19 protein-coding genes are annotated in these 16724 nt (G+C 72.2%); 9 read left to right on the top strand and 10 right to left on the bottom strand.

Annotated features, from left to right (window positions below):
• Positions 1-2: 2 nt before the first annotated feature.
• Positions 3-1439, top strand: coding sequence for an aldehyde dehydrogenase family protein (locus ACWGR4_RS17465; RefSeq protein ID WP_452133289.1), 1437 nt, complete (start codon positions 3-5; stop codon positions 1437-1439).
• Entirely contained in the window at positions 1432-2310 is an 879-nt protein-coding gene (locus tag ACWGR4_RS17470; RefSeq protein ID WP_452133288.1) for an aldehyde dehydrogenase family protein, read from the top strand. Before ACWGR4_RS17465 ends, ACWGR4_RS17470 begins: the two co-directional genes overlap by 8 nt.
• Positions 2311-2472: 162 nt before the next feature.
• On the opposite strand, the gene ACWGR4_RS17475 is transcribed toward ACWGR4_RS17470, so the two are convergent.
• From ACWGR4_RS17475 to ACWGR4_RS17495, 5 genes are all read right to left on the bottom strand, one after another.
• The gene (locus ACWGR4_RS17475) at positions 2473-2631 is read right to left on the bottom strand and encodes a hypothetical protein (RefSeq protein WP_380005175.1); all 159 of its coding nucleotides are present in this window, start codon (positions 2629-2631) and stop codon (positions 2473-2475) included.
• A 155-nt stretch (positions 2632-2786) separates the two neighbouring features.
• The gene (locus ACWGR4_RS17480; RefSeq protein ID WP_452133287.1) at positions 2787-3809 is read right to left on the bottom strand and encodes an endonuclease/exonuclease/phosphatase family protein; all 1023 of its coding nucleotides are present in this window, start codon (positions 3807-3809) and stop codon (positions 2787-2789) included.
• Positions 3806-4498 (bottom strand): hypothetical protein, encoded by a 693-nt coding sequence (locus ACWGR4_RS17485; RefSeq protein ID WP_380005170.1) that lies wholly within the window; start codon positions 4496-4498, stop codon positions 3806-3808. Before ACWGR4_RS17485 ends, ACWGR4_RS17480 begins: the two co-directional genes overlap by 4 nt.
• Before the next feature lie 106 nt (positions 4499-4604).
• Positions 4605-4934: a hypothetical protein gene (locus tag ACWGR4_RS17490; protein ID WP_452133286.1), complete on the bottom strand. Its 330-nt coding sequence runs from the start codon at positions 4932-4934 to the stop codon at positions 4605-4607.
• Positions 4935-5279: 345 nt separating this feature from the next.
• A complete protein-coding gene (locus ACWGR4_RS17495) occupies positions 5280-5903 on the bottom strand; it encodes a SigE family RNA polymerase sigma factor (RefSeq protein ID WP_126637481.1) in 624 nt (207 codons plus the stop codon).
• A 166-nt stretch (positions 5904-6069) separates the two neighbouring features.
• Here ACWGR4_RS17495 and ACWGR4_RS17500 point away from each other — a divergent pair, with 166 nt between their 5' ends.
• From ACWGR4_RS17500 to ACWGR4_RS17520, 5 genes are all read left to right on the top strand, one after another.
• Positions 6070-6747: a response regulator transcription factor gene (locus ACWGR4_RS17500; RefSeq protein ID WP_174861367.1), complete on the top strand. Its 678-nt coding sequence runs from the start codon at positions 6070-6072 to the stop codon at positions 6745-6747.
• Positions 6748-6803: 56 nt separating this feature from the next.
• Positions 6804-8417, top strand: coding sequence for an ATP-binding protein (locus ACWGR4_RS17505; RefSeq protein ID WP_380005581.1), 1614 nt, complete (start codon positions 6804-6806; stop codon positions 8415-8417).
• Positions 8414-9094 carry a hypothetical protein gene (locus ACWGR4_RS17510; RefSeq protein ID WP_380005166.1) on the top strand — a complete coding sequence of 227 codons (681 nt, stop codon included), beginning with the start codon at positions 8414-8416 and terminating at the stop codon, positions 9092-9094. Before ACWGR4_RS17505 ends, ACWGR4_RS17510 begins: the two co-directional genes overlap by 4 nt.
• 99 nt (positions 9095-9193) lie before the next feature.
• Positions 9194-9388 carry a PspC domain-containing protein gene (locus ACWGR4_RS17515; protein ID WP_380005164.1) on the top strand — a complete coding sequence of 65 codons (195 nt, stop codon included), beginning with the start codon at positions 9194-9196 and terminating at the stop codon, positions 9386-9388.
• 133 nt (positions 9389-9521) lie between these two features.
• On the top strand, positions 9522-10556 hold the full coding sequence (locus tag ACWGR4_RS17520; RefSeq protein ID WP_452133285.1) for a trypsin-like serine peptidase: 1035 nt from the start codon (positions 9522-9524) through the stop codon (positions 10554-10556).
• 185 nt (positions 10557-10741) lie between these two features.
• On the opposite strand, the gene ACWGR4_RS17525 is transcribed toward ACWGR4_RS17520, so the two are convergent.
• The 3 genes from ACWGR4_RS17525 to ACWGR4_RS17535 all read right to left on the bottom strand — a co-directional run bounded on the left by ACWGR4_RS17525 (position 10742) and on the right by ACWGR4_RS17535 (position 13584).
• On the bottom strand, positions 10742-11155 hold the full coding sequence (locus tag ACWGR4_RS17525; protein ID WP_380005160.1) for a hypothetical protein: 414 nt from the start codon (positions 11153-11155) through the stop codon (positions 10742-10744).
• A gap of 186 nt (positions 11156-11341) precedes the next feature.
• Entirely contained in the window at positions 11342-12475 is a 1134-nt protein-coding gene (locus ACWGR4_RS17530) for an adenosine deaminase (RefSeq protein ID WP_380005157.1), read from the bottom strand.
• Positions 12476-12636: 161 nt separating this feature from the next.
• On the bottom strand, positions 12637-13584 hold the full coding sequence (locus tag ACWGR4_RS17535; protein ID WP_380005155.1) for a LysR family transcriptional regulator: 948 nt from the start codon (positions 13582-13584) through the stop codon (positions 12637-12639).
• A gap of 63 nt (positions 13585-13647) precedes the next feature.
• Here ACWGR4_RS17535 and ACWGR4_RS17540 point away from each other — a divergent pair, with 63 nt between their 5' ends.
• A complete protein-coding gene (locus ACWGR4_RS17540; RefSeq protein ID WP_452133284.1) occupies positions 13648-14949 on the top strand; it encodes an MFS transporter in 1302 nt (433 codons plus the stop codon).
• A gap of 59 nt (positions 14950-15008) precedes the next feature.
• Here the strand turns inward: ACWGR4_RS17540 and ACWGR4_RS17545 are convergent, their stop codons facing one another.
• Positions 15009-15407 (bottom strand): winged helix-turn-helix transcriptional regulator, encoded by a 399-nt coding sequence (locus ACWGR4_RS17545; RefSeq protein WP_452133283.1) that lies wholly within the window; start codon positions 15405-15407, stop codon positions 15009-15011.
• A gap of 68 nt (positions 15408-15475) precedes the next feature.
• On the opposite strand from ACWGR4_RS17545, the gene ACWGR4_RS17550 reads away from it, so the two are divergent.
• Positions 15476-16189 carry a nitroreductase family protein gene (locus ACWGR4_RS17550; RefSeq protein ID WP_380005148.1) on the top strand — a complete coding sequence of 238 codons (714 nt, stop codon included), beginning with the start codon at positions 15476-15478 and terminating at the stop codon, positions 16187-16189.
• Positions 16190-16218: 29 nt separating this feature from the next.
• Here the strand turns inward: ACWGR4_RS17550 and ACWGR4_RS17555 are convergent, their stop codons facing one another.
• A complete protein-coding gene (locus tag ACWGR4_RS17555; RefSeq protein ID WP_380005146.1) occupies positions 16219-16554 on the bottom strand; it encodes a hypothetical protein in 336 nt (111 codons plus the stop codon).
• Positions 16555-16724: the final 170 nt, after the last annotated feature.

Genomic DNA, 16724 nt, shown 5'->3' on the forward strand with positions numbered 1-16724 from the left:
CCATGGGCAACCCATTCGAGTACGCGCCCGCGCCCGAGTCGCGCGCGATCGTCGACATCGCCCCGGCGTACGGGCTGTTCATCGACGGCACCTTCGCCGAGGCGGCGGACGGCGGCCGGCTCAAGACGGTGAACCCGGCGACCGAGGAGGTGCTGGCCGAGATCGCGGTCGGCGGCGAGGCGGACGTGGACCGTGCGGTCAAGGCCGCGCGCAAGGCGTTCAAGTCGTGGTCGGCGCTGCCCGGCGCGCAGCGCGCCAAGTACCTCTTCCGGATCGCCCGGCTGATCCAGGAGCACGCCCGCGAGCTGGCCGTGCTGGAGTCGATCGACAACGGCAAGCCGATCCGCGAGTCGCGCGACGTGGACATCCCGCTGGTCGCGGCGCACTTCTTCCACTACGCGGGCTGGGCGGACAAGCTCGCGCACGCGGGCCTGGGGCCCGATCCGAAGCCGATCGGCGTGGCCGGTCAGGTCATCCCGTGGAACTTCCCGCTGCTGATGCTGGCCTGGAAGGTGGCGCCGGCCCTCGCGGGCGGCAACACCGTGGTGCTCAAGCCGGCCGAGACCACCCCGCTGACCGCGCTGCGCTTCGCCGAGATCTGCGTCGAGGCCGGGCTGCCGAACGGTGTGGTGAACATCGTCACCGGCGCCGGGGAGACCGGGCGCGCGCTGATCGCCCACCCCGACGTGGACAAGGTCGCGTTCACCGGCTCGACCGCCGTGGGCAAGGAGATCGCCCGCACCGTCGCGGGCACCCGCAAGCGGGTCACCCTGGAGCTGGGCGGCAAGGCCGCGAACATCGTCTACGACGACGCGGCGATCGACTCCGCGGTCGACGGCATCATCGAGGGCATCTTCTTCAACGGCGGCCAGGTCTGCTGTGCCGGCTCCCGACTGCTTGTGCAGGAGTCGGTGGCCGACGAGCTGCTCGCGAGCCTGACCCGGCGGATCAAGACGCTGCGCGTGGGCGACCCGCTGGACAAGAACACCGACGTCGGCGCGATCAACTCGGCCGCGCAGCTCTCCCGGATCCAGGAACTGGTCGCGGCGGGCGAGGCCGAGGGCGCCGAGCGCTGGTCCCTGGCCGGCGAGCTGCCGGGCAAGGGCTTCTGGTTCCCGCCGACGGTGTTCACCGGCGTCACCCAGGCGCACCGGATCGCCCGGGACGAGATCTTCGGCCCGGTGCTGACCGTACAGACCTTCCGCACCCCCGCCGAGGCCGTGGAGAAGGCCAACAACACCGCGTACGGCCTGTCGGCCGGGGTGTGGACGGAGAAGGGCGCCAAGGCCCTGTGGACCGCGCAGCGGCTGCGGGCGGGCGTCGTGTGGACCAACACGTTCAACAAGTTCGACCCGGCCTCGCCGTTCGGCGGGTACAAGGAGTCGGGCTTCGGCCGCGAGGGTGGCCGCCACGGGCTGGAGGCCTACCTCGATGTCTGAGCGCCTTGAGGTGTTGAAGACCTACAAGCTGTACGTCGGGGGCAAGTTCCCCCGGTCCGAGAGCGGGCGGGTGTACGCGGTGACCGACAGCAAGGGCCGGACCCTGGCCAACGCCCCGCGCGGCAGCCGCAAGGACGCCCGCGACGCGGTGGTCGCCGCGCGCAAGGCGTTCCCGGGCTGGTCGGGCGCCACCGCGTACAACCGGGGCCAGATCCTGTACCGGATCGCGGAGATGCTGGAGGGTCGGCGCGAGCAGTTCGCGACCGAGGTCGGCGCCGCAGAGGGCGTCAACCGGACGAAGGCGCTCGCGGCCGTGGACGCGGCCGTGGACCGCTGGGTCTGGTACGCCGGGTGGACCGACAAGCTCGCCCAGGTCGCGGGCGGCGCCAACCCGGTCGCCGGGCCGTTCGCGAACTGGTCGACGCCCGAGCCCACCGGCGTGGTCGCGGTGATCGCCTCGCAGCGCTCCTCACTGCTCGGCCTGACGAGCGCGGTCGCGCCGGTGATCGCCACCGGCAACACCGCCGTCGTGCTCGCGGCCGGCGCCTCGGCGCTGCCCGCGCTGTCCTTCGCCGAGGTCCTGGCGGTCTCCGACCTGCCGGGCGGGGTGGTCAACATCCTCACCGGGCACCCGGCGGAGATCGCCCCGACGCTCGCGTCCCACCAGGACGTCAACGCGATCGACCTGACCGGCGTCGCGCCGGACGCGGGCGTCGCGTCGGCGCGCGACCTGGAGATCGCGGCGGCGGACAACCTCAAGCGGGTGTTGCGCCCCGGCGCCAAGGAGCCGGACTGGACGACGGACCCGGGCACCGCGCGCATGCTGGCGTTCACCGAAATCCGCACGGTCTGGCACCCGACCGGCCACTGACCCCAGCCCGCCGACGCGGCCCCACGGATTCCGCGTCGGCGGGCTCGCTGGGCGGTGGGTTGCGCACCGGCGGATCGCGGAGCCCACGGGTTCCGCGCCGCCGGGATCGCGGGCGGGCGGGTTTCGCGCCGCCGGGCGCGAGTGCGGATCGGCGATCGGGACTCAGGCGGCGAGCACACTGTCGGCGCGGGTGCCGCTGCCGCCACCCGTCGCGGGGTCGGCCGAATCGGCCGGACGCCGGGCGAACGACCCGGACAACTTCCACGTGGCAAGCACGCGGGCGATCACGACGACGGCGAAGAGGGCGAGCAGAGCGGACATGTGATCAATCCTCGAAGGTGCGTGGGGCACGTCGAGCACGGTGCCCTCGACACCCGACGCTAGGCCCCCGAAGTCGCCCGCCGGGCCCTCTTGACGTGGCATCGACGCAGGTGGGGGCGTTTCTGACGGGATCTTGACGAACACCCCGGCGCGGCTCAGCGCAGCGCCAACACGGCGATCACCGCGGCGTGATCGGTGCGTGGCACCCGGTGCTCGGACACCGACACCACGTCGATCCCGCCCGCCACCAGCACGTGGTCGATCCCGAACAGCGGCGGCAGCCCGTGGAAGTGGGCCATCGGCCAGGTGCGGGTCAACCCCCGCCCGCGCTCCTCGTGCGCGTCCCGCAGCCCGGTGTCGGTCAACGCGCGGAACGAGGCGTTGTCGAGCGTCGCGTTGAAGTCGCCCAGGAAGATCGTCGGCAGTGTGCGGTGCTCCGCCTCGCGGCGCAGCGCGTCCATGTCGTGCGCCCACTTCCCGGCCTGCCCGCGCATCGGCGGGATGGTGTGCACACCCTGGAGGCGGATCCGGTGTCCGTCGATCTCCACGGTCGCGCCGGGCATCGGCATCGTGGTTCGCTCCGGCAACAGCCGCGCGTCGGTCAGCGGCCGGCGTGCGTAGATCGCCAGCCCGCTCGCGCCCGGCTCGCCGCGCCCGGCGCTGTACGGCAGTTCCCGGGTCAACCCGGCCCGGTCCAGGCCCGCCGCCAACTCGGGGGTCAACTCCTGCACGGCCAGTACGTCCACCCGCTCGTGTACCGCCAGTGCGGTGATCCGCGCCGCGTCGGCGGTGCCGAAGTAGGCGTTGGCGGTCATCACCCGCACCCGGGTACCACCCGGAGCGGGTGCGCCGGCCGGGGTCAGGCGCGGCAACATCCACAGGGTGTGGACGACCACCAGGCCCAGCGCGACGAGCAGGGTGATCCGCATCCGCAACACGGCCGCCCCGAGCAGCACGACCGCCGAGGCCGCCGCCGCGTAGGGGGCGAACACCGTCACGATCGCGACCGGCCACATCGCGTCGAAGACGAGCAGCCGGGCACCGGTCACCAGCACGGCGCCGGCGAAGAGCAGGCCGATCACGCAACGCCCGAGGGCGCGCAACCGGCGGCGCAGCCGCCACAGTCGAGGCGGCGCCGGAACACCCTCCGCCGGTTCCTCCTCGACCTCGGCGGTCACGCTTCGGTCCGCCCGGGAGCCTGCGCGGGCGGCGGGGTCGTCGGTCGCGGCGGTACCACGCCCACCCCGCCGGTCGAGTCGGCGTCGACGGCGGTCGTGGCGGCGGTGTGCGCCCCGGTCGCCGGATACTGCCCGGTCGGCGCCGGGTGGGTCACGACCGGCGCTCCCGCGGCGGTCGTGTCACGTGCGTACGAGGGCCACTCCTGCGGCGGCAGCGAGCGGCCGCGGGTGACCGTCGGCGGGCTCGGCGCGCCGAGCACCACGATCAGGAAGTAGGCGCACAACGCGAACAACACCAGCACGCCCACGTTCAGCGCGCTCTGTTCCACCCGCGCTCCGGCCGGGATGTGGGCGAAGCCGCCGCCGTCGTAGGCGAGCGCGCCCAGGGCCGCGGTGAGCCCCACGATGCCCTGCACGGCGAGCACCCCGAGCGCCGTCCGGGTGATCACCCGGGCCCGCGGCGTGGGCCGCCCGGCATGGGTCACCAGGAGCACCGCGGCGGCGAGCAGTACCGGGGTGAGGACGTCGAGCAGCGTCGACTGGCCGCCGTAGGCGCGCGCCCGAAAGCCGTCCACGCCCGATCCGACGCCGAACAGGACGCGCAGCGCGTCGACCGCCAACCGCAGTGCCAGAAAACCGACCAGCGCCCATGCCGCCGGCTCCCGCAGACGATCCGTTTCCTGCCGCATCCGAATGCCTCCCCGTGGCCACGTTCGCGGCTCAGGGTAGACGGGCCTCGGCGCTGTGGCGGGAGAGCGCCCCCGTGCACGGCGCCCGGCGTCCGACTCGGACGGCTCAGAGCTTGTCGAGGGCCTGCTGCACGGTCATGCCCCGGGCCAGGTCACCGGTGACCATGTCGGTGCCGACCGGCGTGTCGCCGACGTCGGTGCCGACGCTGTTGGACAGCGGGTTCAGACCGCCGCCGTTCATCGGATTGAGTTGCGCGCGCTGCACGACGCCGAGCACCGCCTCGGTCGCGGCGGCGGCACCGGTGCCGGCCGCGGCCACGTCGGGCCGGGACATCGCCTCGGGCGCGAGGGGCGAGGCCGTGGCGCTCCCGGCGAGGCCGAACGCGGCGGCGGCGCCGAGAGAGGTCGCGGCGATCGTGCGGAGAATGGAGGACATGGGGTGGCCCTTCCCGGTCGACTGGGGGCTTGACCACGCAACGTAGCCACTCGACTACGCCGAACGCAATTCGGCGCCCCGCGCACCGATGTCCCGAATCCGCATCGAACCCGACGGAAATTCGACGGAACCGTCACAGCCCCATCCGCCGTCCCTGCCGATGAGACCGACACGACCGGGGGAGCGAACGGGATCGACGAGGTCGCCGGCCATGTGGACGACGACACGGACAACCGCACGGACGCGGAACAACTGCACAGTGGAAGAGCGGCGCGGGACCGGTAAACCGCGGGCGAGCGAACGACCGCACCCGGTCGGGCGCGAAGAGCGGGAAGAGCGAAGCGCTCAGGCGACCAGCTCGGCGAAGGCCTCGTCCGCGCCGAAGCTCAGCGCGTCGTCCTCGCGCAGCCGGCGCAACGCGCGCCAGATGCTCGACTTGACCGTGCCGACGCTGCACCCCAGCACCTCGGCCACCTCGGGGTCGGTCCGACCCTCGTAGTAGCGCAGCACCAGCATCGTGCGCTGCGGCTCGGGCAGCTTGGCCAGCGCCCGCCACAACACGGCGCGCAGCTCGGTGTCGCCCATCGAGTCGGAACCGTCCGGACGCTCCGGCAGCTCCTCCGAGGGGTACTCGTTGATCCGGCGGCGCCGCCAGGCGGATATGTGCAGGTTGGTCATCGTCCGCCGCAGGTAGCCGCCGAGCGCGGCCTTGTCCTGGATCCGACCCCACGCCTGGTACGTGCTCATCAGCGCGCTCTGCAACAGGTCCTCGGCCTCGTTGCGGTCACCGGTGAGGTGGTACGCGGTGGCGAACAGCGCCGACCGGCGCTCCCTGACGTACGCCGTGAATTCGTCGTCGACACTCTCCGTGCACGCGGCGCTACGCGCGTTCCCGGGCAGCGGGGCGAGGGCGACGACGGTACGACGGTTGTCCTTGCGGATGACCTGCGACTGCGTCCTGGTCTGCATGACTTCTCCCCCGGCTCGGCGCTCGTTCACGATGTACAGCCTGCTGGGCGGGCTTCATCGTCAGGTCGGCGAGCTGTCACAGGTATGCAACAGCGACCTCGGGCGGCGAACCGGAAGGGGGCTCCCCGTGTTCTTCCCAGCCGTGACGTCAGACACAATGGCCTGCGTGCCCTACCTGCTGCTTATCGAGGATGACGAGTCCGTACGCACCGGACTCGAACTCGCCCTGGGGCGCCAGGGCCATCGCGTGGTCACCGCGGCCACCGGTGAGGCCGGTCTGGAGCGGTGGCGCGAGCAGCGTCCCGACCTGATCGTGCTCGACGTGATGCTCCCGGGCATCGACGGGTTCGAGGTGTGCCGGCGGATCCGCCGCACCGATTCGCTGCCGATCATCCTGTTGACCGCGCGCAACGACGACATCGACGTGGTGGTCGGCCTGGAGTCCGGCGCCGACGACTACGTGGTCAAGCCGGTGCAGCCGCGGGTGCTGGACGCCCGCATCCGCGCGGTGCTGCGCCGCGGCGAACGTGAGGTGTCCGACGCGTCGGTGTTCGGCGACCTGGTGGTCGATCGCAACGCGATGACGGTGACCAAGGCCGGCGAGGAGCTTCAGCTCACCCCGACCGAGCTGCGCCTGCTGGTCGAGCTGAGTCGGCGCCCGGGCCAGGCACTGTCCCGCCAGCAGCTGCTTCGCCTGGTGTGGGAGCACGACTACCTCGGTGACTCGCGCCTGGTCGACGCGTGCGTGCAGCGGCTGCGCGCCAAGGTGGAGCAGACCCCGTCCGCGCCGACGCTCATCCGCACTGTCCGGGGCGTCGGCTACCGCCTCGATCCGCCCCAGTGACGGCCCGTCCGCCCCTCGTCCGCAGGTTCGTCCGACGGGTCGCCCCGACCCTGAAGCTGCGTTCGTTGCGATTTCGGGTGCTCGTCGCGTTCGCACTGGTCGCGCTGATCGCGGCGGTGGCCGCCTCCGGCATCGCCTACTGGCTGACCCGCAACGCCGTGCTGGAGCGCGCGCAGGACTCCGTACTGACCGAGTTCCGGGACAACCTCGGCCGGGTCTCGGCCGGGCTGCGGGAGAACCCGGACCAGGCCGATCTGGGGCCCGCCGTGGACCAGATGCGGGAGAGCAGCTTCGGCTACTCGGTGGTCCTGGTCGGCGCCGACGGTCGCCCGGTCGCCTCCAACCCCTCCCGCTTCCCGCTGGAGCGGGTGCCCGCCAAGCTCCAGCGCATCGTGCAGACCGCCGACAACAACGGCGGCTTCCACATGTACTTCCAGCGGATCGACATCGACGGCCAGCCGTACCTGGTCGGCGGCACCCGAGTGGTGCCCAACGGCCCCACCGGCTACATGTTCAAGTCGCTCAAGGACGAACAGGCCGACCTCAACTCGCTGGCCCGCTACCTGATCGTCGGCACCCTGCTCGCGCTCGGCGCGGCGGCGGTGGTCGCGCTGTTCGCCGCCCGGCACATCCTGCGTCCGGTGCGCCGACTCGGCTTCGCCGCACGGGAGTTGGGCGCGGGGCGCCTGGACACCCGGCTCGACGTGCGCGGCTCGGACGAACTCGCCGACCTGTCCCGGACGTTCAACGACGCCGCGGAGAAGCTGGAGCGCAGCGTCGCCGAACTGCGCGCCCTGGAGTCCTCCTCGCGCCGCTTCGTCGCCGACGTGTCCCACGAACTGCGCACTCCGCTCGCGGCGATGACCGCGGTCAGCGAACTGCTCGAAGAGGAGGCGGACAGCCTCGGCGAGCAGGGCGCGCCGGCCGCGCGCCTGGTGGTCGCCGAGATCGAACGCCTCGCCACGCTGGTCGAGGACCTGATGGAGGTCTCCCGCTTCGACGCGGGCACTGCCGCCCTGGTGGCCGACGAGGTGGACATCACCGACCTGGTCACCGCGTGCCTGGACGCGCGGGCCTGGATGGACGCGGTGGACCTGCGGGCCCCGCGCGGCATCCTGGCCCGGGTGGACCCGCGCCGGCTGGACGTGATGGTCTCCAACCTGGTCGGCAACGCGCTGCGACACGGCGGCTCCCCGGTGACCGTGGAGATCCACCGCGAGCCGCGCCTCGCGCTGCCCGGCCTGATCGACTCGCCGATCGAGCAGGATCTGGTGATCGACGTCTCCGACACCGGCCCCGGCATCCCCGAGGACGTACTGCCGCACGTGTTCGACCGCTTCTACAAGGCGGACAGCTCGCGGGCCCGCTCCGAGGGCAGCGGTCTGGGCCTGTCCATCGTGATGGAGAACGCGCGCATCCACGGCGGGACCGCGTTCGCGTCGAACATGCCCGGCGGTGGGGCGAAGTTCACACTGCGCCTGCCGCTGGTGCCGCCGCAGCTCGAAGAGATAATCGACCCGGACGAGGGTGTCGAGGACGACGGGGTGCATGCCGACCTCGAAGCCGAGGACGCCGAACACAGCGGTCGTACCGCTCGGGCCGATCGGGCCGACGCGGATCTCGGTGATGTCTCGTCCGGTGGCAGGGACGAGCGAGGAGGCATGCGTTGAGACCCAGGCGGCGGCTTCCGATCGCGATCCTCGCGACCACCGGCGTGCTCGCCGCGCTCACCTCCTGCGGGATCCGACCGACCGAGGGGCCGGTCGGCGCCGGGAAGCCGGCCAACCGGACCGCGCCGTCCGTACAGAGCCAGCTGCCGGGTTCGGAGCGGCACATCGTGTATCTGGTGAAGGACAACCGGCTCCAGGCCCTGCCCAGGGCCGGCCGGCTCCAGCTGCGACCGAGCGAGGCGGTCCCGGACCGGCCCCGCACCGATCAGCTCAACCAGCTCCTGGAGGAGCTGCACCTGGGCCCGAACGACGCCGAGGCGCTGGACGGGTACACCACCGCGCTGCCGGCCGGCGGCCTGGTCGCGGCGGATCGGCGCGAGGGCGATCCGCCGACCCTGTTCCGACTGGACGCGCCGCTGGCCGCGCTGGCCACCATCGCGCTGGGCCAGGTGGTCTGCACGCTGCAGAGCGCGTCCGGGGGCAACACGGTGCTGCTCGCGGGCCGACGCACCGCGCCCGAGCAGTACCGGTGTGAGAGCTATCTCGACATCAGCCGCAAGAGCACCGCGACCCCGACCACCGGCAGCAAACCCACCGGCCCGCCGTCGGCGTTCGAGAAGGACTGGCCGCAGGCATCCCGCCCCTCCGGGAAGACCCTTACTCCCCAGGGCGGATGACCGGCAGGGTCCTGCGGCGGATGTGCCCGGGCCGGGACCGGCCTACCTTCGAAGGACGACGACGTTCCCTACGGCGCCGTCGGATCGAGGAGGACCGTCATGAGCACCATCACCGCTCCCAGGCTCAGCCGCCCGCGCCACGGCCGCCGGATCGCCGGCGTCTGCGCCGGCATCGCCCGCCGCTGGGGCTGGTCGCCCACCACCGTGCGGGTGGCATTCCTGCTCTCCTGCCTGCTGCCGGGGCCGCAGTTCCTGCTCTACATCGCGCTGTGGATCCTGCTGCCCGAGGACTGAGCCCCCCGGGACGCCGCCCGCCCCGGTCGTGCCGGCGCCTATCATCCGATCAACGGATGGTCGGGCAGGTCGATCGGGCGGTCCGATGGGACCGAGAGGCTCCGGGCCGGGCGCTCGGTCGGGGGGCGGGGACATGCAACCGGGTACAACACACAACAAGAACCTCATCGTCACCGTGTCGGTGTTCGCCGGCGTGCTGGTCACGCTGGTGGGCCTGGTGCTGAGCGGCACCCTGGCGGTCAAGGCCGGGCGTACGCAGGCGATGAACTCCAGGCAGTACAGCGACGGCGACGTCGAGGACACGCGGGGCTTCTGGGACCAGGACCGGCAGGACGAGGCCAAGCCGCGCGGCGCGGAGATCACCCCCGGCCGGCCCGCACCGCAACTGCCCGACCAGGACCAGCAGCGCCCCGCCGCGGACTACCGGCAACCGCCGACCATCGAGGCACGCCGGGTGGCCTCGCCGTACACCCGGCCCGAGGTGGCGATACGCGGCAAGATCTTCTTCCGGATGCCCGAGGGCGTCGCCGAGTGCAGCGGCACCGTGGTGCACCACCCGAGCGGCAACATGGTGTGGACGGCGGCGCACTGCCTGCACGGTGGGCGCAACGGGGACTTCTACGACCGGGTCACCTTCGTCCCCGGGTACAACGGTGCGGGCCGCACCCAGGCCGAGCGCGAACCGTACGGGCGGTGGCCGGCGCGGCGCACCACGGTGAGCAACCACTGGGCGCAGAACGCCGATCCGAACGGCAAGGACGCGAGCGCGTCGCCGTACGACTACGGCGCCTTCATCGTCGACTCGCGCGGGGGCAAGACCCTGGAGGAGGCGGTGGGGCCCGGGGCGGACGTGTACTGGAACGCCCCCCGGCATCTTCGCGTGCAGTCGTTCGGCTATCCGGGTGACACCCCCTACGACGGCACCGCGCTCTACACGTGCTCGTCGCCCACCACGGACTTCCGCGAGGACGGCTGGCCGCAGCCGGACATGTTGTGGATGGGCTGCACGATGACCGGCGGATCCTCCGGCGGTGGCTGGTTCACCGAGGTGGACGGGCGGTTGCGGCTGGTCAGCAATGTCTCGCTCGGGGTGACCACCCCCGGGTCGCGCACCATGACCGGGCCCTATCTGGGCGACGTGGCGAAGGACATGTACGACTCGCTGTAGCGGCGGCGCGGCGCGGTCGGGCCGCGCTCGGCACCCTCGATGCCCTCGATGTTCTCGGGTATGACGAAGCCGTGTCCTCGCGCAGGATCGATACGCGATGGACACGGCTCGTGCGACGGCGGGATCGAACGGGTTCCCCGGCGACGACCCGGCTCGGCGGCGAAGGCGGAACCCGGTGCGACGACCTACAGCGGCAGGCTCGACAGCGGCGACGTGCCGCCCGCGCCGGTGAGCTTGTCGGTGGGCAGGGCGTTGAGCGGCGAGCCCAGGCCACCCTTTGCCGGGCCGCTCTGCGCCGCCGTGTTGCCCATGTTCTGCTCCATGTCGCGGGCCATGCCCTGCGCCACGCCGGTCGCCAGGCCGTCGAGGGGGGCGTGGCCCGGGGTGAGCGCCTGGCCGACGGGGAGCTTGTCGGTGACCTGGGTCAGCGGGAACGGCGCGGCGGCGTCCGGCAGGGCCGCCTGCGCGGTGGAGGCGGCCGGAGCCAGCTCGTCGACGAGGTCGGTCACGGGCATGGCGCTCGCGGAACCCGCCGCGCCCGCGGCGATTGCCGCGCCGAGCCCGGCCGTGATGGCCGCCTTACGCGTTACCGATCGCATGTGCATCCTCGGTTTCTCGATTCGGGCGGGGCGGGATACACCCCGTAACGAAGTGAGTCCGCAAGGTAGCGAACCGGATGTGGAATGCGCAAAACGCCCTCTTCGCGGCGCGCCGGGTCGTTCGGCCCGAGGCGGCGGGGGTGGGGCGCGCCCGCGAGGCGGGTCGGGCGGGCGCGCCCGGAGGGGTCAGCTCCGGCCGAACAGCCATTCCGACCTGAGCGCGGCGTAGCCCGGCTTGATCACCTCGTTGATCATGGCGAGGCGTTCGTCGAAGGGCAGGAACGCGCTCTTCATCGCATTGACGGTGAACCATTGCAGGTCGTCCAGGCCGTAGCCGAACGCCTCGACCAGGTGCTCGAACTCCCGGGTCATCGACGTGCCGCTCATCAAACGGTTGTCGGTGTTGATCGTGACGCGAAAATACAACCGGCGCAGTAGGCCGATCGGGTGTTCCGCGTACGAGGAGGCGGCGCCGGTCTGCAGGTTCGAGGTCGGGCACATCTCCAGCGGGATGCGCTTGTCGCGCACGTACGCGGCGAGTCGGCCCAACTCGACACCGCCGTCGTCCTTGACCGTGATGTCGTCGATGATCCGCACGCCGTGGCCGAGTCGGTCCGCGCCGCACCACTGGAGCGCCTGCCAGATCGACGGCAGGCCGAACGCCTCGCCGGCATGGATGGTGAAATGGTTGTTCTCGCGCTTGAGGTATTCGAACGCGTCCAGATGGCGCGTGGGCGGGAAGCCCGCCTCGGCCCCGGCGATGTCGAAGCCGACCACGCCCAGGTCGCGGTGCCGGTTGGCGAGTTCGGCGATCTCCAGCGAGCGGGCCGCGTGCCGCATCGCGGTGAGCAGCGAGCCGACCTTGATCCGGTTGCCGGCCGCCGCCGCGCGGCGCTCGCCCTCGCGGAAACCCTCGTCGACCGCCTCGACGACCTGGTCCAGGGTCAGGCCCGCTTCCAGGTGCTGCTCGGGGGCGTAGCGGATCTCGGCGTAGACCACGCCGTCGGCGGCCAGGTCCTCGGCGCACTCGGCGGCGACCCGGAACAGGCCCTCGCGGGTCTGCATCACCGCGACGGTGTGGTCGAAGGTCTCCAGGTAGCGCTCCAACGAGCCGGAGTCGGCCGCCTCGCGGAACCAGGTGCCGAGCGCGTCGGGGTCGGTGGTGGGCAGGCGGTCGTAGCCGACGGCCGCCGCGAGTTCGATGATCGTGGCGGGACGCAGCCCGCCGTCCAGATGGTCGTGGAGCAGGACTTTGGGGGCACGCCGGATCTGTTCGACCGTGGGCGAGACAGCGGGCGTGTTCGGGTGGCTGCTGGACATGAAAGGACTTTACTGCCTACGCGCGTAGATCATGTGTCGACCACGTGAAGATTCGGCCATGTGCGCGCGAGCGATGCCCGATCGGCGCCCGCGACCACGATCCATCCCCAGAAACGGCCTGCGCAGGGGCTTCGCACGCGGCGCGAACTCCCGCCCCGGACTCAGCCGTTGGCCGGATCCGGATGCAGCAGCCGACCCCGGCGGCCGAGTACGAATTCGCGGAACAGCCGTACCGGCGCGGTCTCCGGACGACTCGGCATCCAGGCAAGCCCGATGGTGCGGAAGGCGCGCGGCGCGGTGACGGTCAGATCCACCGTGCCCGGGCGCGGGGTGTCGGGCGCGGGCAGCAGGGCCACGCCGAGTCCCGCCGCGACCAGACCGCGCAGGGTGTCCGTCTCCTCGCCCTCGAACGCGACCTTGGGGACGAAGCCCGCCTCGGCGAACAGCGCGTCGGTGATCCGGCGCAGGCCGTAGCCCGGTTCCATGCAGACGAACACGTCCTCGGCCGCCTCGGCCAACCGCACCCGCCGCCGGCCGGCGAGCCGATGGTCGGCCGGCACCACCAGGTAGAGCCGCTGATCGTCCAGCGCGCGCACGGCCAGGTCGGGCGCGTCGGGCAGCGGCGCGGTCAGGCACAGGTCCAATTCGCCCGCCCGCATCCGCTCCAGCATCACCGACGCCGACGCCTGGACCAGTTGGAAGCGGATGCCGGGGTGGTCCACCCGGAACGCGCGCAGCAGTTCGGGCACCGCCTCCGGCCCCATCGTGTGCAGGAACCCGAAGGCGACCTTGCCGCGTGCCTCGCCCGCGTCCTCGATCACCTCGTCGAGGCCGCGTTCGAGCAGGGCAAGTGCCTGCTCCACGTATCCCAGCAGGGTGTGGCCCTGCCGGGTGAGTGCCACGCCGCGCCCGGTCCGGGCCAGCAGCGGCACACCCACGTCGGCCTCCAGTCGGGCCATCGTGCGGCTGAGGGTGGGCTGCGGGATGCCCAGCCCGGCCGCCGCGCGGGTGATGTGCTCCTCCCGCGCGACCGCGGCGAACTGGGTCAGCAGCGGCGCGATGGCCGCGGCGACCTCGGAAACCTCTGCCGACCTGCTGTCATACGTCACAGCATGGATTCTCGCCGAAACATGCATTGGACGCATGAAACGGCGCGGTCTAGTTTCGTGGACATGCCTGCCTCGAACACCGCTTCGGACCCAGCCCCAACCCCCGCCCCGACCTCCGAACCCACCCGGCACGCGCGCGGCTCGCGCGGGTATCGCCGGGTCAACCTGGCGCTGTTCGCCGCAGGCTTCTCCACCTTCGCGATGTTGTACGCGACGCAGACGCTGCTGCCGGAGCTGTCGGCCCGCTTCGACCTGGACCCGGCCACGGCGAGCCTGTCGGTCTCGGTGACCACCGGTGCGCTCGCGCTCGCGGTGATCCCGGTGAGCATGATCTCCGAGCGGTGGGGCCGCTCGCGGGTGATGACCGTCTCGGTGTTCGCCGCCGCGCTCCTCGGCGTACTGGCCGCGTTCGCCCCGGACTTCGGCACCCTGGTCGTGCTGCGCGCGGTGCAGGGCGTGGCGCTTGCGGGGCTGCCCGCGACCGCGATGGCGTACCTCGCCGAAGAGGTCGACCGGCCCTCGCTCGGCGCGGCCATGGGGTTGTACGTGGCGGGCAACAGCATCGGCGGCATGGGCGGCCGGCTGGTCACCGGCCTGGCCTCGGATCTGGGCGGTTGGCGGGTCGCGCTGGTGGCGGTGGGCCTGTTGGCGCTCGGCTCGGCGATCGCCTTCCGGGTGCTGCTGCCTGCGTCGCGCAACTTCACGCCGTCGACGATGTCCGCGGCTCGGCTCACCGGCGTGTTGCGGTCGCACCTGGCGGATCCGGTGCTGCGCCGGTTGTACCTGCTCGGCATGATCTTCATGGCCGCCTTCGGCACGGTCTACAACTACCTCGGATACCGGCTCCTCGCCGAGCCGTTCGCGCTGCCGCAGACGGTGGTCGGTGCGATCTTCGTGATCTACCTGGCGGGCACGTTCAGTTCGGCCGCGTCGGGTCGGCTGGTCGGTCGGCTCGGGCACCGGGTCACGTTGTGGACGGCGGCGGCGATCACCGCGACGGGGGCGCTGCTGACCCTGCCGGACAACCTGGCCCTGGTCGTGGTCGGGCTCATCGTGCTCACGGCGGGCTTTTTCGCGGGCCACTCGGCGGCCAGTTCGGCGGTCGGGTTGCGGGCGCGCGAGGGCCGCGCGCAGGCGTCCGCGCTCTACCTGGCGGCCTACTACCTCGGCGCGAGCGTGGGCGGGCCGGTCGGCGGGGTCGCCTTCCACGGGCAGGGCTGGACCGGCGCGGTACTGCTCGTGCTGGTGCTGATGGCCGCCGCGGGCGTGGTGGCGACGGGGCTGAGCGGCCGGCCGGCGAAGACCCCGAGCCCGGCCCCGGCCCGGGTGCGCCGGCCCCACGCCCACGCGCGCTCGACGGCCTGAGCCGACGCGCGGTGACCCGGTGATCCCCCGGCGACCCGGTGAAGCGGTGAAGCGGTGATTCAGTAGCCTTGGGCCGCCTTGCGCTCGGCAACCGCGACCCTGGCCCGCTCGATCTCGTTGATGTGCGTTTCGGTCCACTCGCGCAGCGCACGGATCGGCTCGCCCAGGCTGCGGCCGAGGTCGGTCAACGTGTAGTCCACCCGGGGCGGGATGGTCGGGGTCACCGTGCGCAGGACGAAACCGTCCGTCTCCAGGCTGCGCAGGGTCTGGGTGAGCATCTTCTGCGACACCCCCTCGATCCGGCGGCTCAACTCCGTGTAGCGCATGGGTCCGTCGCGCAGGACGTCCACGATCAGCACCGTCCACTTGCCGGCGATGTGGTCCAGGACCTGACGTGTGGCGCACTTGGCGCTGTAGACGTCGGCGGGAAGGCCGACCGATTCGACGATGGTCACCATGACCGGAGAGTAGCGCACCAATTAGTGCCTGCTTCCCGTTGGAGAGTGACGCACCCAAAATCATGTCCATGAGCACCTACACCATCAACGACCGGGTCGACGGCAACGACAACGCCGTGCACACCCCCGCGCCGAGCCCCGCGACCTCGGTCGCCGAGGCCATCCGCGCCCGCCGCACCATCCGGCACTACCGCCCCGAGCCGGTCCCGGCCGACCTGCTCGACACCCTGCTCGAACTGGCCGTCGAGGCGCCGACGAGTTGGAACCTCCAGGACCGCTCGATCGTGGTGGTGTCCGACGACGTCGACGCGCGTGCGGGTCTGATCGCGGCCACCGGCGGCCAACCGCAGGCGCACGAGGCCCCGGTTCTGCTCGTGTTCGTCGCCGAGCCGCAGGCCTGGCGCGAGGACCGCGCCGACGTCTACGAGCAGGCGCACCGCAACGGCGCGTGGAACGACGAGTTCGTGACGATGTTCGCGGCCGAGTCCGAGAGGTTCCAGCAGGGTCTGGCCGCGCGCGGGATGTTGCGCGAGTACGCGGTCAAGGACGCGATGATCGCCGCCACCTACGTACTGCTCGCCGCGACCGAACTGGGCCTGGCCACCTCGCCGATGAACGGCTGGGACGAGGACGCGGTCAAGCGGGCGATCGGCGTCGGCGACCGCGACGACCTGGCCGTCGCGCTGGTCGTCGCGGTCGGCTACCCGACCGAGGAGCGGCGCCACCCGGGGCGGCGCCCGATCGAGCGCAACGTCTTTCGGGGCCGCTACGGCACCCGGTGACCGGATGTCGTAGCGGCCCGCTCACCGGGTCAGCGGTCGCGGCGCCGCCGGACCAGCCGGCCGGTGCCGAACAGCACGAGCAGACCACCGACCGCGAGCAGGGCCGCGCCCGCGATCGGAGCGGACCACGAGCCGCCGAGATCCGGGCCGCCGCCGACACCGGTGTCCGGCGTGAGGGTGTGCATGAGGGCGCTCGCGGCGTCCGAGCCGAACGCGTAGGCCAGGCCCGCGACGAGTACCGGCAGCAGCAGGACGCCGCCCACGAAGCTCGTCAGCGCGGGGATCGACTGCCCGGCCATCGCCCACCGCAAGACCTGCCGCGGACGGTGCGTGCCGGGTGCGGAAAAGCGGAACGGGGTGCTCATGACGACCTCTCGGGAATGGGTTCTGCCGACATACCCACCATCCGCCGGCGGACCCCTTGCGCACATCCGTCCCGAGGGCCAGACCAAACCCGTACGCAAGTACTACCCGATCCCGGGCGGGTCCGGGTCGGGGTGGACATGCGTGGGGCGGGGCAGCCGATCGGCTGCCC

The organism is Embleya sp. NPDC055664, from assembly GCF_053618075.1.

Bases quoted from the DNA above. Each gene is read 5' to 3' on its own strand.
- ACWGR4_RS17465 (WP_452133289.1), top strand. From the start codon at position 3: ATGGGCAACCCATTCGAGTACGCGCCCGCGCCCGAGTCGCGCGCGATC.
- ACWGR4_RS17470 (WP_452133288.1), top strand. From the start codon at position 1,432: ATGTCTGAGCGCCTTGAGGTGTTGAAGACCTACAAGCTGTACGTCGGG.
- ACWGR4_RS17475 (WP_380005175.1), bottom strand. From the start codon at position 2,631: ATGTCCGCTCTGCTCGCCCTCTTCGCCGTCGTCGTGATCGCCCGCGTG.
- ACWGR4_RS17485 (WP_380005170.1), bottom strand. From the start codon at position 4,498: ATGCGGCAGGAAACGGATCGTCTGCGGGAGCCGGCGGCATGGGCGCTG.
- ACWGR4_RS17490 (WP_452133286.1), bottom strand. From the start codon at position 4,934: ATGTCCTCCATTCTCCGCACGATCGCCGCGACCTCTCTCGGCGCCGCC.
- ACWGR4_RS17495 (WP_126637481.1), bottom strand. From the start codon at position 5,903: ATGCAGACCAGGACGCAGTCGCAGGTCATCCGCAAGGACAACCGTCGT.
- ACWGR4_RS17515 (WP_380005164.1), top strand. From the start codon at position 9,194: ATGAGCACCATCACCGCTCCCAGGCTCAGCCGCCCGCGCCACGGCCGC.
- ACWGR4_RS17520 (WP_452133285.1), top strand. From the start codon at position 9,522: ATGCAACCGGGTACAACACACAACAAGAACCTCATCGTCACCGTGTCG.
- ACWGR4_RS17525 (WP_380005160.1), bottom strand. From the start codon at position 11,155: ATGCGATCGGTAACGCGTAAGGCGGCCATCACGGCCGGGCTCGGCGCG.
- ACWGR4_RS17530 (WP_380005157.1), bottom strand. From the start codon at position 12,475: ATGTCCAGCAGCCACCCGAACACGCCCGCTGTCTCGCCCACGGTCGAA.
- ACWGR4_RS17540 (WP_452133284.1), top strand. From the start codon at position 13,648: ATGCCTGCCTCGAACACCGCTTCGGACCCAGCCCCAACCCCCGCCCCG.
- ACWGR4_RS17545 (WP_452133283.1), bottom strand. From the start codon at position 15,407: ATGGTGACCATCGTCGAATCGGTCGGCCTTCCCGCCGACGTCTACAGC.
- ACWGR4_RS17550 (WP_380005148.1), top strand. From the start codon at position 15,476: ATGAGCACCTACACCATCAACGACCGGGTCGACGGCAACGACAACGCC.
- ACWGR4_RS17555 (WP_380005146.1), bottom strand. From the start codon at position 16,554: ATGAGCACCCCGTTCCGCTTTTCCGCACCCGGCACGCACCGTCCGCGG.